Origin of the sequence: Dysgonomonas sp. UBA7630 (assembly GCF_002483985.1) — a bacterium.
Lineage (GTDB): Bacteria > Bacteroidota > Bacteroidia > Bacteroidales > Dysgonomonadaceae > Dysgonomonas.
This window is the reverse complement of the sequence record NZ_DLIY01000002.1, coordinates 19,647-36,565: the sequence shown is the minus strand read 5'-3', so window position 1 is coordinate 36,565 and position 16,919 is coordinate 19,647. Positions and strand designations below refer to the sequence as shown.

17 protein-coding genes are annotated in these 16,919 nt (G+C 38.4%); 16 read left to right on the top strand and 1 reads right to left on the bottom strand.

What is annotated here, in order from left to right; all coding sequences use genetic code 11:
* Positions 1-258: 258 nt before the first annotated feature.
* Positions 259-534 carry an HU family DNA-binding protein gene (locus B3P17_RS00660; protein WP_006841412.1) on the bottom strand — a complete coding sequence of 92 codons (276 nt, stop codon included), beginning with the start codon at positions 532-534 and terminating at the stop codon, positions 259-261.
* 158 nt (positions 535-692) lie between these two features.
* On the opposite strand from B3P17_RS00660, the gene mutY reads away from it, so the two are divergent.
* The 16 genes from mutY (at position 693) to B3P17_RS00580 (ending at position 16,383) form a co-directional block, all read left to right on the top strand.
* Positions 693-1,751 (top strand): A/G-specific adenine glycosylase, encoded by a 1,059-nt coding sequence (gene mutY, locus B3P17_RS00655; RefSeq protein ID WP_291102557.1) that lies wholly within the window; start codon positions 693-695, stop codon positions 1,749-1,751.
* A gap of 67 nt (positions 1,752-1,818) precedes the next feature.
* Entirely contained in the window at positions 1,819-2,745 is a 927-nt protein-coding gene (locus B3P17_RS00650) for a glycosyltransferase family 2 protein (protein ID WP_252637252.1), read from the top strand.
* A 203-nt stretch (positions 2,746-2,948) separates the two neighbouring features.
* On the top strand, positions 2,949-3,302 hold the full coding sequence (locus B3P17_RS00645) for an NADH-quinone oxidoreductase subunit A (RefSeq protein WP_252637254.1): 354 nt from the start codon (positions 2,949-2,951) through the stop codon (positions 3,300-3,302).
* Positions 3,293-3,868 carry an NADH-quinone oxidoreductase subunit B gene (locus tag B3P17_RS00640; RefSeq protein WP_291102552.1) on the top strand — a complete coding sequence of 192 codons (576 nt, stop codon included), beginning with the start codon at positions 3,293-3,295 and terminating at the stop codon, positions 3,866-3,868. The genes B3P17_RS00645 and B3P17_RS00640 overlap by 10 nt, the downstream gene beginning before the upstream one ends.
* Before the next feature lie 59 nt (positions 3,869-3,927).
* Complete coding sequence (locus B3P17_RS00635; protein WP_252637256.1) at positions 3,928-5,559, top strand: NADH-quinone oxidoreductase subunit D; 1,632 nt, start codon at positions 3,928-3,930, stop codon at positions 5,557-5,559.
* Between the two features lie 111 nt (positions 5,560-5,670).
* Complete coding sequence (gene nuoH, locus B3P17_RS00630; protein ID WP_252637258.1) at positions 5,671-6,777, top strand: NADH-quinone oxidoreductase subunit NuoH; 1,107 nt, start codon at positions 5,671-5,673, stop codon at positions 6,775-6,777.
* Positions 6,778-6,796: 19 nt separating this feature from the next.
* Positions 6,797-7,384, top strand: coding sequence for a 4Fe-4S binding protein (locus B3P17_RS00625; protein ID WP_252637260.1), 588 nt, complete (start codon positions 6,797-6,799; stop codon positions 7,382-7,384).
* Positions 7,385-7,407: 23 nt separating this feature from the next.
* Positions 7,408-7,911: an NADH-quinone oxidoreductase subunit J gene (locus B3P17_RS00620; protein WP_135106841.1), complete on the top strand. Its 504-nt coding sequence runs from the start codon at positions 7,408-7,410 to the stop codon at positions 7,909-7,911.
* Positions 7,912-7,931: 20 nt separating this feature from the next.
* On the top strand, positions 7,932-8,276 hold the full coding sequence (gene nuoK, locus B3P17_RS00615; protein WP_006841403.1) for an NADH-quinone oxidoreductase subunit NuoK: 345 nt from the start codon (positions 7,932-7,934) through the stop codon (positions 8,274-8,276).
* A 21-nt stretch (positions 8,277-8,297) separates the two neighbouring features.
* Positions 8,298-10,235, top strand: coding sequence for an NADH-quinone oxidoreductase subunit L (gene nuoL / locus B3P17_RS00610; RefSeq protein WP_252637262.1), 1,938 nt, complete (start codon positions 8,298-8,300; stop codon positions 10,233-10,235).
* A 23-nt stretch (positions 10,236-10,258) separates the two neighbouring features.
* Complete coding sequence (locus B3P17_RS00605; protein ID WP_252637263.1) at positions 10,259-11,737, top strand: complex I subunit 4 family protein; 1,479 nt, start codon at positions 10,259-10,261, stop codon at positions 11,735-11,737.
* Positions 11,738-11,778: 41 nt separating this feature from the next.
* On the top strand, positions 11,779-13,203 hold the full coding sequence (locus tag B3P17_RS00600; RefSeq protein WP_291102544.1) for an NADH-quinone oxidoreductase subunit N: 1,425 nt from the start codon (positions 11,779-11,781) through the stop codon (positions 13,201-13,203).
* Between the two features lie 89 nt (positions 13,204-13,292).
* Positions 13,293-14,000: a MotA/TolQ/ExbB proton channel family protein gene (locus tag B3P17_RS00595; protein WP_252637267.1), complete on the top strand. Its 708-nt coding sequence runs from the start codon at positions 13,293-13,295 to the stop codon at positions 13,998-14,000.
* Positions 14,001-14,031: 31 nt separating this feature from the next.
* Entirely contained in the window at positions 14,032-14,451 is a 420-nt protein-coding gene (locus B3P17_RS00590; protein WP_135106850.1) for an ExbD/TolR family protein, read from the top strand.
* 118 nt (positions 14,452-14,569) lie between these two features.
* Positions 14,570-15,118 carry an RNA polymerase sigma factor gene (locus B3P17_RS00585; protein ID WP_006841397.1) on the top strand — a complete coding sequence of 183 codons (549 nt, stop codon included), beginning with the start codon at positions 14,570-14,572 and terminating at the stop codon, positions 15,116-15,118.
* Between the two features lie 2 nt (positions 15,119-15,120).
* Positions 15,121-16,383: a hypothetical protein gene (locus B3P17_RS00580; RefSeq protein ID WP_252637269.1), complete on the top strand. Its 1,263-nt coding sequence runs from the start codon at positions 15,121-15,123 to the stop codon at positions 16,381-16,383.
* Positions 16,384-16,919 lie beyond the last annotated feature (536 nt).

The window sequence follows — 16,919 nt, the reverse complement described above, 5'->3', positions numbered from 1 at the left end:
GATAGTAGAGTTTACTTCTTTATGTATCAAGAAGCTTTTTCATTAAATACACAAAGAACAAACTTAGAAATTCAACAATTTGTAAGTTTGTTCTCGTATATTTCATTAAATAAAAGAATTACAGATTATTTTTTCTTTTTGTGTCTGTTCTTTCTTAATCTTTTTTTGCGCTTGTGCGTAGACATTTTATGTCTTTTTCTTTTCTTTCCGCTTGGCATGTTATTTATATTTAGAAATTAATTTAATAAAAAGTCGAAATTACTTTCTCACTTGAGTTATGAATGTCTTGGCAGGTTTGAATGCCGGAATTGAGTGAGCAGGTATGATGATAGTCGTATTTTTAGAGATGTTACGAGCTGTTTTTTGAGCTCTTGTCTTCACTATGAAACTACCGAAACCTCTTAAATAAACATTTTCATTCTTGCTTAACGAGTCTTTTACAACATCCATGAATGATTCAACTGTTTTTAATACAGTAGCTTTGTCTATTCCTGTATTTTTCGCAATTTCGTTAACGATGTCAGCTTTTGTCATTTTCTTATCTTTTTAAATTCGAAACAATTAATTTTTTGGACTGCAAATATATAGCTTTTTATTTACCTTTGAAACAAATAATTATCATTTTTTCTCCTAGATAAAGAAATTAACGTTCAACTATAGCTTGTTTTGAGCGTATATTAATGTGTTCTAAAATGAATATGGAAAAAGATTTAAGACTAAGCTCTATATTAATAAGGTGGTATGAAGCTAATAAGAGAGATTTGCCATGGCGCAATACGTCCGATCCGTATGCAATATGGCTTTCAGAGGTTATCTTGCAGCAGACACGTGTAGATCAAGGTTACTCCTATTGTAATAAGTTTATACAAAAATATCCGAAAGTGGATATGTTGGCAATGGCTGACGAGGATGAAGTTTTGAAGCTTTGGCAGGGGCTTGGTTATTATAGCAGGGCGCGAAACCTTCAGGCGGCGGCAAAGTCGATAGTGAAAGATTATAATGGTGTTTTTCCTCGCGAACACAAAGATGTTTTGAAGTTGAAGGGGGTGGGCGATTATACTGCCGCGGCTATAGTTTCCATCTCTTACAACGAGCCTTATGCTGTGGTAGATGGTAATGTGTACCGGGTGCTGTCGCGTATTTTTGCTATTGACGAACCCATCGATAGTGGCAAAGGTAAAAAAGTATTTGCAGAATTGGCTCAAGAGTTGCTCGATGATGCTAATGCGGGCTTGCATAATCAGGCAATAATGGAATTTGGGGCATTACAATGTATGCCTGTTTCGCCTCGTTGCGATATTTGTCCGGCATCCTCGATATGCTTGGCGTATGCTCAAAACAAAGTAGCACAATATCCTAAAAAAGCGGGTAAGCAAAAAGTGCGGAATCGTTATTTTAATTATTTTGATATCCGACATGGCGAATCTATGTACTTGCGCAAACGAGGGGATAAAGATATCTGGCAGAATTTATACGAATTGCCCCTTGTGGAGACGGAAAAAGAACTGACGATTGAGGAATTGCAAAAAGATGAAAAATTTAAACCGTTGTTTGAGGCTGCTTCTGATGTTAAAATACAATACATCCGGCAAATAAAACATGTTTTATCGCATCAAATTATTTATGCAATATTTTATAAAGTAGAGGTGTCGGAAATTCGATTGGGAAAAGAATATCTCAAGATCGGAGTTGGCGATGTTGACGATTACCCGGTTTCGCGATTGGTGCATAAATATCTGGAACAGTTGTGACTTATATATTCTGGGGCTTGTGTAAGATCGAAAAAAAATTAACTTTGTAATCAAATAATAGAGCGATATGGATAAAATATCATTGATTGTCCCTTGCTACAATGAAGAACAAGCTCTTCCGTATTTGTATAAAGGAGTAGTGAAACTTGCGGAAGAAATGCCTGATCAGGAATTTGAATTTATTTTTATAAATGATGGTTCGAGGGACAAAACCTTAACAGTAATTAAAGAACTAAGAGAGTCGGACGAAAGAGTGCATTTTGTGTCTTTTTCCCGCAATTTCGGTAAAGAAGCAGGTATATATGCCGGCTTGCAAGCAGCTACCGGAAATTATGTATCGTTAATTGATGCAGACTTACAAGACCCGCCGTCCTTGATAAAGGAAATGTATGAAACCTTGAAAACAGAAGACTACGACTGTGTGGCTACTCGCCGGGTAGACCGAAAAGGAGAGCCGCCTATCCGTTCGTTTTTTGCCAAACAGTTTTATAAGCTGATAAATAAGATATCAGATACTGAAGTTGTAGACGGAGCTCGTGATTTTCGTCTTATGACGCGGCAGATGGTTGATTCTATATTGGAAATGGGCGAATACAACCGTTTTTCGAAAGGTATTTTCGGATGGGTCGGATTTAAAACAAAATGGATTGCCTTTGAGAATGTGGAACGTGTGGCCGGAGAAACAAAGTGGTCATTTATTGGTTTATTTTTGTATTCTCTGGAGGGTATAATTGCTTTCTCAACCCGCCCGTTGATTATTGCATCCGTTTTTGGCATTCTTTTCTGTATAATAGCATTCATTATGATATGCTTTATTATCTTCAAAAAGATATTGTTCGGTGATCCGGTGCAAGGTTATGCATCTACTCTCTGTATCATTTTCTTTATAGGAGGAATCCAGTTATTTTGCCTTGGTATCTTGGGGCAATATTTATCAAAAACATATATGGAGGCAAAAAAACGGCCTATTTATATCGTAAGAGAGCGGGCTTAATTCCCTATTTTGCAATCTATAGTTGCCAAATTTGCATAATTTGGCGTTTTATTTTTTGTGTTTCTGAAATAAAAGATTAATTTTGCGCCGATTGTCAGGAAGGCTCTAACCGAGTCTGTGTCTCATGCCTGTAGCAAAACGCTATGAATATTATCAAAAACTAAAGACAATCGATAGAAAAGTCTTAATTTTAATATAAAAATATGAGTTCTTCCGCTCTTTTTTTAGTAGTTTTCTTAACTGGAATCACACTCGTTTGTGCCGGATTAGGCATGGCCTTACTGTTATCACCAAAATCATTCAATCCTCAGAAAGGAGAACCATACGAATGTGGTATCCCTACGCATGGAACTTCCTGGATGCAGTTTAAGGTAGGTTATTACCTGTATGCAATTCTTTACTTAATGTTCGACGTTGAGGCTATATTCCTTTTCCCTTGGGCTACAGTTGTAAGGCAATTGGAAATACCCGGTCTGATTAGTATATTGTTTTTCGTAATAATATTGGGTCTGGGCTTAGCTTATGCCTGGAAGAAAGGAGCATTAAAATGGAAATAAAGAAAATATATATAAAAGGTATTCCTAACGAAGAGTTTAAAGACAATGAATACCTTGAGGATTATGTCAAAGAGCTCAACGAAGGCGGGGTTCCTGTTGTAGTAGGTAAGCTTGATGACCTGATCAACTGGGGACGCTCAAACTCAGTGTGGCCATTAGCTTTTGCTACAAGTTGTTGTGGTATTGAATTTATGGCTTCAGCAGCAGCTCGTTACGATTTGGCACGCTTTGGGATGGAGGTAACTCGTAACAGTCCACGTCAGGCCGATACAATGGTGGTGGCCGGTACGATTGTGCATAAGATGGCTCCGCNNGTATATGATCAGATGGCAGAACCAAAATATGTAGTTGCGATGGGTAGTTGCGCTATTTCGGGAGGTCCATTTGTAGATTCATACCATGTTGTGAAGGGTATTGATGAAATAATTCCTGTAGATGTATATGTGCCGGGATGCCCTCCGCGTCCGGAAGCTTTATTTTATGGTTTGATGCAATTGCAACGTAAGATAAAAGTAGAGCGTTTTATGTTCCGTAAAGGACACAAGAACATCAAACGGGATAAATAAGAATAATATAGAACTGAGATCCCTTACTTTTCCCCAAAAGACTAAGAAACAAAGAGACAATGGAAAATATCAAGAAGGTAATACTCGAAGCTGTACCTGAAGCGGTTATTGAAGATAAAACACCTTTAACTGTAACTGTAGAACCTAACAAACTACGTCATTTAGTAAAAGCGCTTCGCAACTATGCTGAAATGCCTTTCGATTACTTGGCAATGTTAACAGGGACTGATGAAGGAGAGATGCTGATGGTAACTTATTTGTTGTGCCCTTCAACAGATTTGTCGAAAGAAATAGCAGTAAAAACAGGAACAGCAGATCGCGTAAATCCATTATTGTATACAGTTACCGATATCTGGGAAACTGCACACTATAATGAGCGTGAAGTTTTTGCCATGCTGGGTATTCGCTTTATCAACAACCCTGATATGCGCCGTTTCTTTCTTAACTCAGACTGGGTTGGTTTTCCTTTGAGGAAAGATTATGATGCGAGTCCTGTAAAGAATCCCGTATCGATAGAAAGTAAGGATATTATAGATACTGCTCCACGTATTGTAGAAACCCCTGACGGAAAACTAAAAGAGGAGCGGGTAGATATTTTCGAAAAAGACGATTATATAATAAATATAGGACCACAGCATCCATCCACACACGGAGTAATGCATTTTCGTGTAGCATTGGAAGGTGAGATCGTGAAAAAGATCGATGTGCATAGTGGTTACATTCATCGCGGAATAGAGAAGCTGAGTGAGAAACTCACTTATCCGCAAATACTACACTTTACAGACCGCCTTGATTATCTTTCTGCCAACATAAACCGTCATGGATTGTGTATGTGTGTAGAAAAGGCTGCTCAGATAGAAGTTCCCGAAAGAGCTCAATATATACGTACTATCATGGATGAGTTGAATCGTATCGATTCTCACTTGGTTGCATGGGGTACGATGTGTATGGACTTAGGTTCTACCACAGCCTTTATATACGGTATGCGCGAGAGGGAAGATATCCTTAAGATATTTGAGAAAAACACAGGAGGTCGTCTGATTATTAACTACAATGTCCTTGGTGGTGTGATGTTTGATATACAACCTGACTTCCAGTCGGATGTAAAAGCATTTATACCAGTAATGCGTAAGGCTTTGGTTGAATATGATAAACTATTCACCGGAAATGTGATCGCAGTAGGCCGTATGAAAGGATTGGGACTTCTGTCGAAAGAAGAGGCCATTTCGTATGCTGTTACAGGACCTGCAGGACGTGCATCGGGATTCTCTTGCGATATACGTAAACATATACCTTATGCGTTGTACGATAAGGTTGGATTTAATGAAGTTATCCGCGAAAATGGAGACTCTTTCGACCGATATTTGAATCGCCTTGACGAAATAGAAGAATCTTTAAAAATCATAGAACAACTAATCGATAATATACCTGACGGAGACTATCTGGCAAAAACAAAAGCGATAATAAAACTACCTGAAGGTGAATATTATCAGCGAGTAGAAGCCGGACGTGGAGAGTTTGGAGTATATATAGAAAGCCGTGGAGATAAAACTCCTTATCGTCTCAAGTTCCGTTCTCCTTCTATGGCTGCTGTTTCGGCTATGCCATTGATCTGTGCGGATGAGAAGATATCAGACTTTATCGGTATCGGTGGATCTATGGACTATGTGATTCCGGATATCGACCGTTGATCAAGAGCGTTTTAGGGTAGCGATAGGAAAGGCACGGTTTATACTGCTTTTGCCAAGTTACACCCGATGACTAATTAATTGAATATTTATTTCATCAATATAAGAAGATATATGTTGTTATTTGATTCTCAAGTAGTAGAAGTATCATATTGGCTTAGCCAGTTCGATGTATTTCTGACTAAGAATTTACCTACATGGGCGGTCTTGGCTATAGAGTTTGTATTGGTTGCTGTCGCATTGCTGACTTTATACGCAGTATTAGCCTTGATTCTGATATATGTAGAACGTAAAATCACAGCTTTCTTTCAGGCTCGTCTCGGTCCTAACCGTGTCGGTAAATATGGATTAGTTCAGAGTGTTGCCGATATGGTAAAAATCCTTATCAAGGAAATTATCCATGTAAGACAGTCGGACAGATTCCTGTTTTTTACAGCACCTTTCTTTATGATCATAGCATCTATGCTTACATTCGGTGCTTTGCCTTTTGGTAAGGGGTTGCAAGCTGTAGATTTTAATATTGGAGTGTTTTATGTTGTGGCTGTATCTTCACTTGGTATTATTGGAGTTTTGCTGGCCGGATGGTCTAGTAACAACAAGTACTCGATGATCGGTGCTATGCGAAGCGGTGCACAATTTATAAGTTATGAATTGTCGGCAGGTTTTGCTTTGATGACCATGGTGGTGTTGTCGGGAACAATGAGCTTTTCTAAAATAATAGAAGGACAAACATATCTTCATCAATGGAATATAATTGCAGGACACGTTCCGGCACTTATTGCATTCATTATTTATCTGATTTCGGGACATGCTGAAACAAATCGTGGACCGTTTGACTTACCCGAGGCCGAATCGGAGTTGACAGCCGGATATCACACCGAATATTCGGGACTACAGTTCGGTTTCTTCTACTTGGCAGAATATCTGAATATGTTTATCGTAGCCGGTATTGCCACTACAGTATTTTTGGGAGGATGGATGCCTATTCAGATTCAAGGATGGGATGCCTTTAATGAGGTTATGAATTACATACCATCATTCTTGTGGTTCTTCGGAAAAGCCGGATTCCTTATCTTCCTTAGCTTGTGGGTAAGATGGACATTCCCTCGTTTGCGTATCGACCAGTTGTTGAATCTGGAATGGAAATATTTACTGCCTATCAACCTGTTCAATATTTTGTTGATGGTAGTTCTTGTCGTATTTGGTTTGACTCTGAAATAATAAATTATAGTATAAGAAAATGAGTTCAGTTTCAGAATATTTTTCAGGATTATTTGGAGGTATTAAATCTCTTCTCACGGGGATGAGAGTTACATGGGGTGAGCTGTGGACTAAGAAGATCACAGAGCAGTACCCTGAGAATAGGGCAACCCTTGTTATTCCCGATCGCTTTCGTGGAGAATTGACTATGCCTCACGATGAAAACAATGAGCATGCTTGTACTGCTTGTGGTATTTGCCAAATGAATTGTCCCAATGGAACAATACAGGTAATATCGAGATCGATAGAAACAGAGGATGGCAAGAAAAAGAAAGTTCTTGACAAGTATATATACGACTTGGGATTATGTACATTTTGTAACCTGTGTGTGATTACTTGTCCGTCTGATGCTATCAAGTTTGCGAATACGTTCGAGAACTCACTGTTTACACGTAGCAAGCTGATAGAACAATTGAATAGGGATGGATCTAAACTTCGTGAAAAGAAGAAAGAACCAAAACCGGTAGTGGATAAGCCTGTGGCAAAAGCAGAAGTTGCTGTTGACAGTGCTGCTCCTGCACCTGCTCCATCAGCACCTGTTCAAGGGGTAAAAGAAGACAAAGAATAAACATATACGATAATCAATAGATTATGGCAGAACAAATTATATTTTACATTTTAGCAACAATCATTGTGTTTTCTACTATTATGGCAGTTACAACACAAAAGATTATTCGCTCGGCTACATTCCTGTTGTTTGTACTTCTTGGTACTGCGGGCTTGTACTTATTGTTGGATTATCATTTTCTGATGGCTGTGCAGATTGCTGTATATGGCGGAGGGGTGATGGTACTGTTTATATTCGCTATTTTGCTCACTCACGAGCCGGGAGTAGATGTTAAGTTCGAGAAGCCGGGCAGGATATTTATTTCTGCTTTAGCTGCATTGGCAGGTTTGGCTATTTGCGGACACATTATATTTTACAATGTCAACAAGTTTTATACCTACATCACGCAGAAAGAATTGAATATGCAGGATATAGGTATGGGAATGATGGGAACAGACAAATATCAATATTTGCTGCCATTTGAAGCAATAAGTATATTGCTCCTTGCTTGTATCATTGGAGGAATCATGATTGCTAGAAAAAGATAAGAAAAAGAAAGATATAAGTTATGGGTGAGTTTATAACAAATTTTCTGTCCGGGCCGGTGCCAATCGAAGCATATCTGGTTGTGAGCACCATCATGTTTTTTGCAGGAGTATATGGTTTCCTGTCTCGTAAAAATATGTTGATGGTACTGATATCCGTTGAGTTGATGCTGAATGCTACCGATCTAAACTTTGTGGTGTTTAACCGCTATTTATATCCGGGACAGCTTGAGGGATTCTTCTTCACATTGTTTGCAATAGGTATTGCTGCGGCAGAAACAGCTATTGCTATAGCTATTATCATCAATATATACCGTAATGTGAAAAGTATATATGTGGATGAGAATATAACTAAAATGAAAAACTAAGCAGGGAAATAGTAATAAGATATGGAACATTTTGATTTTACATATTCGATACTGATAGTTGCTTTGCCGGCTATTATGTTTGTTATACTCGGACTGGGTGGAAAATACATGAAACCTGTTGTTGCCGGAATACTGGGCACAACTTCTCTGAGTGTAATGACAATACTATCTTACTTGACGGCATATCAATATTTCTTTGTTGTGGGTAAGGTAGACGGAGCCTATCAGGCGATTCATACAGCGGTAAGATGGCTTACATTTACCGATAAACTGCATATTGATTTGGGTGTTTATCTCGATCCTATTTCGGTAATGATGCTTGTGGTAATCACTACAGTATCATTGATGGTGCATGTATACAGTTTAGGTTATATGAAAGGAGAAAAAGGCTTTCAACGTTATTATGCCTTCCTTTCACTGTTTAGTTTTGCCATGTTGGGACTGGTTGTTGCAACCAATATTTTCCAGATGTATATTTTCTGGGAGCTTGTGGGGGTATCGTCCTTCTTGCTTATCAGTTTCTATTATATCAAACCGTCTGCAGTGGCAGCTTCGAAGAAGGCATTCATTGTTACTCGTTTTGCCGACTTCTTTTTCCTTATCGGAATTTTATTGTTATCATATTTCTCAGGCTCGTTTGATTTTACAGATATAACAGCTCAGGGTGCACCGTTTATTGCTACCATGCAAGGTTCATCGTTCTTAGGCTTGTCGATTATATCGTGGGCGATGCTACTTATATTTATGGGTGGAGCCGGAAAATCAGCGATGATGCCATTCCACATCTGGTTGCCGGATGCTATGGAAGGTCCTACACCTGCTTCGGCGTTGATCCACGCCGCAACGATGGTTGTAGCGGGAGTATTCCTTGTTGCACGTTTGTTCCCTGTGTATGCGTTCGGAGCACCTGATATATTACATTTTATTGGTTATGTAGGTGCGATAACCGCATTGTTTGCAGCTATTGTAGCTTGTACACAGACCGATATAAAGCGTGTATTGGCATTCTCTACCATATCTCAAATCGCATTTATGTTAACCTCTCTTGGGGTTTCCGAATATGGAGGTCACGAAGGTTTAGGATATATGGCCGGTATGTTCCATTTGTTTACTCATGCATTCTTCAAAGCATTATTGTTCTTGTGTGCGGGTGCTATTATACATGCAGTTCATAGCAATGAGATGGACGACATGGGAGGATTGTGGAAAAAATTACCAATTACAGGTGTTGCCTTTGCTGTAGCTTTATTTGCGATAGCAGGTATTCCTTTCTTCTCCGGATTTTATAGTAAAGATGAAATATTAGCTGCGGCATACGAACACAATAAGGTTATATACTTTATACTATCTTTCGCTGCCGGTCTTACAGCATTCTATATGACTCGCTTGTTCCTTCGTATATTCTTCTACGAAAAGAAACACTATCATCACGAACCGCATGAGGCTGGTCCTGCAATGGCTATCCCGTTGATTATACTAGCCATTTTTGCATTCGGAGCAGGGTATGTCCCTTTCAGCCATTTTGTGACTTCAGACAGAATGCCATACGATGCGCATATTAATATGCAGGTGGCTATAACAAGCGTTGTGATCTCACTGATAGGAATGGGTATAGCATTTAAACTATACTATAAGAAAAATGAAATACCGGATAAAATTGCAACAAGCATCAGTACGTTGTATACATGGGCTTTGCATAAGTTCTATTTCGATGAACTGTGGTTGTTTGTAACCCGTAGCATTATATTCAAGCGTATATCTAAGCCTATTGCATGGTTTGACCGTAATGTTGTAGATGCCTTTATGGACTCTTTGGCAAACGTGACTCAGGCTGCTGCCCGTTCTATCAAAGGACTACAATCGGGCTATATTCAGCAGTATGCATTGGCATACTTGTTGGGAGCATTGATTTTGGTTGTGGGTTTTGCCGGATGGCTGATATGTTTTATTTGTAAGTAAGATATAGATTAAAATATAAAACAATGAATATTCTTTCATTATTTGTTCTTGTACCTGTCTTGATGTTGTTAGCATTTATACCATGCCGCAACATTAAACAAATCCGTACCGTAGCGGTAATCGGTGCAGCCATTGAAATAGTATTGGCAGTTGCTTTACTCTTTATGTTCTATGCAGAACGCAGTGCCGGCAATACAGCCGAAATGTTGTTTACTTATGATAAGGTTTGGTTTGCGGCGTTGAATATCCATTACGCTATCGGTGTTGATGGTATTTCGGTGTTGATGCTTTTGCTTACCTCTGTTATCATATTCACCGGAACATTTGCGTCATGGAATATGAATCCGCTGCCTAAAGATTTCTTTATGTGGTTGACCTTACTTTCGGTGGGGGTATATGGGTTTTTTATCTCATTGGATATGTTCACGATGTTTTTCTTCTATGAGATTGCTTTGATTCCGATGTATCTGCTTATCGGACTTTGGGGAACAGGACGAAAAGAATATTCGGCAATGAAACTTACCCTGATGCTGATGGGAGGCTCTGCTTTCCTTGCAGTTGGTATATTCGGTATATATTTCAACTCTTCAGCAACGGGAGATTATACATTTAATATGCTTGAGGTAGCTGCAAACAATGCAATACCTGTAGCTGCTCAATATTGGATATTTCCACTTACATTCTTAGGATTTGGAGTATTAGGTGCTCTTTTCCCATTCCATACATGGTCTCCTGATGGTCACGCATCTGCGCCTACAGCGGTGTCTATGCTTCATGCCGGAGTATTGATGAAACTAGGAGGATATGGATGTTTCCGCATCGCAATGCGCCTGATGCCGGAAGCGGCTCACGAGCTTTCATGGATATTTATTATACTAACAGGTATCAGTGTTATCTACGGAGCACTGGGAGCTATTTCTCAAACTGACTTGAAATACATCAATGCATACTCTTCGGTGAGTCACTGCGGACTAGTATTGTTTGCAATATTGATGATGAATCAGACTGCGATGACAGGTGCTGTGATGCAGATGCTTTCACACGGATTGATGACAGCCCTATTCTTTGCTCTGATAGGCATGATATATGGTCGTACTCATACACGTGATATTCGACAGATGGGAGGGCTCATGAAAATTATGCCATTCCTTAGCGTGTGTTATGTTATTGCTGGTATGGCTTCTTTGGGACTTCCGGGATTGAGTGGATTCGTAGCAGAGATGACAATCTTTGTAGGTTCATTCCAGCATAGCGATCTTTTCCATCGTATTTTCACGATTGTTGCAGTTTCTTCAATTGTTGCGACAGCAGTTTATATATTGAAAGTGGTTGGAAAAATTTTATATGGACCAGTACAAGATCCTCACCACTTGGAGCTGACAGATGCAGTATGGCATGAAAAAGTTGCTACAGTAGGGTTGATTGTTTGTGTTGCCGGAATGGGATTGTTTCCGAGTTGGATTTCCGATCTTATCAGTGCGAGTTTGGCATATATAAAATAAGTAAGGATAAATAGTAAACATTGTAATTTTAAGATATAAAGATGGACTTAAGTAATTATTTGTTGATGAAGCATGAGCTGTCACTTGTTGTGGCGTTCCTCTTACTCATTTGTTATGATTTATTTGCTTCAGACAACGCTAAGAAATATTATTTTCCGGTAGCTTGTGGCATATTCCTTATACATACAGTTTTTTGTTTCTTTATCAAAGACGATGGAAGCTCTTTTGCCGGAATGTATGTTACAGGCCCTGCTTATCTTACGATAAAGAATATTCTTAATATAGGCGTCTTCCTTATTTTCTTGCAAGCAAACTCATGGCTTAAGAAACCTGATTCGATTCTGAAACGTGGAGAGTTTTTTATGCTCACAACTCTTACTCTGATTGGGATGTACTTGATGATATCTTCAGGAAACTTCTTGTTATTCTACATCGGACTCGAAACAGCATCTCTGCCTATCGCAGCTTTAGTTGCTTTTAATAAATACAAACAAGAATCGGCCGAAGCCGGAGCAAAATATATCTTTAATGCTATATTCTCTTCAGCAATCATGACATTCGGATTGTCTTTCTTATACGGAGCTTGCGGAACTCTTTATTATACAGATATAGCTGCAAATATCTATTCTACACCACTTGTGGTTATGGCAATGGTGTTTGTTATGAGTGGATTGTTCTTCAAGATATCTTTGGTTCCTTTCCATCTTTGGGCACCGGACACATATCAGGGAGCACCTACTAATGTGACTTTGTATTTATCTACCATATCGAAAGGCGCGGCTGTGTTTGCTCTTATGACTATCTTGTTTAAGGTATTCCCGGCATTGCAAGATGTATGGCAAAATATAATCTGGATTGTAATCCTTGTTACCATTACTGTTGGTAACTTATTTGCTCTTCGTCAGAAAAATATGAAACGCTTCCTTGCCTTCTCATCTATTTCGCAGGCAGGATATATTATGCTGAGTGTATTTACCGGAACATCGGCAGGTATGGCAGCAACTATATTTTATGTCTTTGTTTATATCTTTTCCAATCTTGCAGCCTTTGGCGTTATCTCAGCAGTGGAAGATAAAACAGGTAAAGTGAATATGGATGACTATAACGGGTTGTATTATTCAAATCCGAAATTAGCGTTGGCTATGATGATCGCCATGTTCTCTCTTGGAGGAATTCCATTTGCCGCAGGGTTTTTCAGTAAGCTGTTTGTCTTTATGGCAGCTATGGAACAAGGACACACTTTGTTGGTTTTCTTAGCGTTCCTCAACACTGTTATATCACTCTTCTATTATTTGTTGGTAGTGAAGGCAATGTTTATAAAGAAGGCAGATTCTCCTATCGAATCGCTAGATACAGATAAGTATATGAAAGCTTCTTTAGTAATATCAATGATCGGTATTTTTGCCGTAGGTGTAGTAAGTTACTTCTATGAGTATATAGCACACGTTAGCTTTGGTATATATTAAAGAATATTAAAGAATAAAAATAATTCGACAGAAGGCCTTATCTTTGGGACTTCTGTCGAATTTTATGTAATAATAAGGAATCAATATATATGAATTTATTCATTTTACTACAAGCAGCAAACCCAGTGATCGAAATGGCAGATCAAGCTGCACAGACTGCACCTGAAGAAACTTATTTTAGTCTTGTCCTGAAAGGTGGGTGGGTACTTCTACCTATATTTCTTCTGTCGTTACTCTCCATTTATGTTATAATAAACAAATGGCTTGTAATAAGTCGTCTGGGAAAGAAAGACTCTATTTGGCTGTCTCGCGTTATCGAGTTGGTGAATGAGGGTAAGATAGATAAGGCCTTAAAATTCTGTATAGAACGTCCTTATGCTTCGGCGAAAGTTATTGCAGCCGGATTGAAAGAATTTGAATTCAGCGAAAAAGAAATAGAAGAGGCGATGGAGGTTGAAGCACGCCAACAGGTAAATATCCTTGAAAACCAAATGAACTGGTTGGGAATTACCGCTTCTATTGCACCTATGCTTGGATTTTTAGGAACAATATTTGGAGTTATAAAGATATTTTATGATATTGCACGTACAAATGATCTCGCTATCGATACTATTTCTACCGGATTGTATCAAAAAATGATATGTTCGGCAGCCGGTTTGTTAGTAGGTATTGTTGCATATTCAGGTTACTACATACTCAATGGACGTATTGATAAAGTAGTTGTAAACATAGACAAAGACTCGAACGAAGTGCTTAAAGCTATACGTGCATCTAAGAAGGGAACAATAGTAGCATAATATTTGTTTTGAGTAAAGACATTGAACAGAAATGAAGATAGAACGAAGAAAAACAAGAACAGCCGAGGTATATACTGCATCATTGAATGATATAATGTTCTTTTTATTATTATTCTTTCTTATTATATCCACGATGGTGACACCGGCTGCTATCAGAGTGCTACTTCCCAATGCTGCAACCTCGGAAAAGGTAGTGACAAAGAAAAATATAAACGTAATCATAACAAAAGATTTACGATATTACATTGATGACAAAGAACTACAAAAAAGTGAATTAGAGTCTGCATTGGGTGCTGTCCTGGCAAAGGAGAAGGCTGATAACCCAAATGTAGAAATGAACGTTTTGCTACAAGCCGATAAGTCGTTGAGCTTACAGGATGTTGTAGATGTTATAGATATAGGAAATAAACTTCAGGTGAAGATGGTTCTATTCACTCAAAAACCTGAATGATTTATACTCAATAATCTTTATATTATAAAGTTTTAAAAAGAGGTGATATAATTTTTTTATCACTGAGAGATGCAACACTTCCACAAAAAATGCATCTTTAAAGTGAGGCTTAGCCAATATGAATGAACTGCAAATGATAGCAGGCTGTAAAGAACAAAAGCGGGACGCACAAAAAATGCTCTACGAAACTTATGCTCGTAAGATGTATAGCATATGTCTCCGTTATAGTTCGGATCAGGATGCTGCGCAGGATCTTTTACAGGATGGCTTCATGAAAGTTTTTTCAAATATCGGTTCATATCAGGAAAGAGGTTCTTTTGAAGGATGGATGAAACGCGTATTTATAAACCTTGCTTTAGAAAACTTAAGAAAGAAAAAGTCGATATTTCATTCTTCTGAGGATATCCAAAATCTCCCGGAGGTCGTTGATGAATCAACAGAAGACGATCAGATGTACAGGATATCGGAAACGGAACTATTGAAAATGGTACAAGAATTGCCGAAAGGTTACTCTACTGTTTTTAATTTGTATGCTATAGAAGATTATTCCCATAAAGAAATTGCTGATATGCTTGGTATAAGTGAAGGAACTTCTCGCTCACAGTATGTGAGGGCCAGGCAAATATTGCAGGATAGGGTAAAAAAATATGTAAACGAGAGAGTGTAAAGATGATAGAAGATAAAGACAAAATAAAGGATCTATTCTCCTCAAAGTTGAAAGACTTTGAGCCGGAAGTGCCTGCATCCCTATGGGGTGGGTTAGATCAGCTTTTGTCTCAGCAGGCAGCACCTGCTGACCCATCTTCTGCGTCTAGCTCCACCTCTTCTTCTTCGGGTTCTTCTGTTGCAACAGCCTCTAAGGTATCTCTAATAAAGACTGCATTGATAACAGTAGGTGTTGCTGCGGCAGTTGTTACCGGTGTATTACTTATTCCGAAAGGTAGTAATTTGGTTGTACCCGAAGAGCCAAAAGTAGCTACAATAGAAGAAGCTATTCAGGATACAATCAAGCTTGATGATACAACATTCGTGATTTCTCCACGACCTGCGATAAGACCTATTATAGCAAGAGCCGAGCTGCAGGAGAAGAACGCAGTTGTTGATGTGCAGGTTTCAACTCCTTCACAAGATCCGGATAAAGAATCGATTAAACCGGAAAAGAAAGAAGAAGTAAAAGAGAAATCTTTGCGCAGTAGTGACGATCATAAGGTGGTGCAACTCTTGCCGAAAAAGAAATCGGGTCCAGGTCTTTCTGTAGGGTTGTCTACTAATTCAGCTTTATTTGGGCAAGATATCAGTCAAAGTGGTGGACGTTTATTATTCTCTTATCCTACCAGAGGCAGATCTTTCAATGATGCCCTTGCTAAAGAAAATAAAGAATTTAAGTTGCAACATAGTTTGCCGATTTCATTCGGATTGAAGGTTTCTAAAAGCATTACTCCTAATTTATCTTTAGAAACAGGTATTGTCTACACTTATCTTTCTTCTAAGATAACGTCAAATAGTGCCTTTAATATTCGAGAGAATCAATACTTCCATTATTTGGGGGTACCATTAACGTTGAATTATAAATTCTATGAATTGGGTAAGGCTAAATTTTATTTATCTGCCGGAGGGATGGTGCAAAAAGATATTAAGGGGCAGTATGAAAGTAAGATAGCGTATACAGAATCTACCCTTATTGTTATGGGGCTCCCTCGAGATCTGTATTATTCAGAGCCATACTATATAAAAGAATCAATAAAACAGGCTAATCCTCAATTTTCTGCAAATGTAGGGATAGGAGGTGCATATCCTATTTATAAAAAATTGTATCTTTACGGAACGATTGGAGGTGCTTATTATTTTGATGCCGGAAATAAGTACTCCACAATATACTCAGATCGAAAAATTCAATTGGATTTTAATCTGGGTGTTAAGTTCGATTTTTAATATTTACGAATAATTAATTTAAAACATGAAAACATCAATACTAAAATTGATCTGTGGGGTATTTGCTGTAGGGCTTTTATTTTCTTCTTGCCTTGGAGACAGCGATAATAAGATAAATATTAACAATGACTATGTTTTTGTAACCACCAANNAGAACAGCATGAAAGTAGCCGCTGTAGCAAGTTACAGAACATGGATCGTTACGGATCAGGTAAATGCCTCGAATACTATCGAAGGACAGTACTATACGATGGGTTATTCTATAAATACTTCTCAATCATTGGGTAATGGAGTTTATCAAGGAACCGATTATGGCCAACCTTTGGTTAGAATAGAACAAACCAGTGTAGCCGTTAAAGCTCCGGATAGAGTAGATGACTTTAACCCAACGACATTCGCATCTCCATTTCCTTATCCGATAAAAGATTTTTTTGGAGACGGATGGGTTTTTGGAGCTCAGGCACAATTGAAGGAAGGAACTGTTGCAGATATGTATTTTTATTATGACCCTTCTAATCAAAAAGAAGAAGTCAATG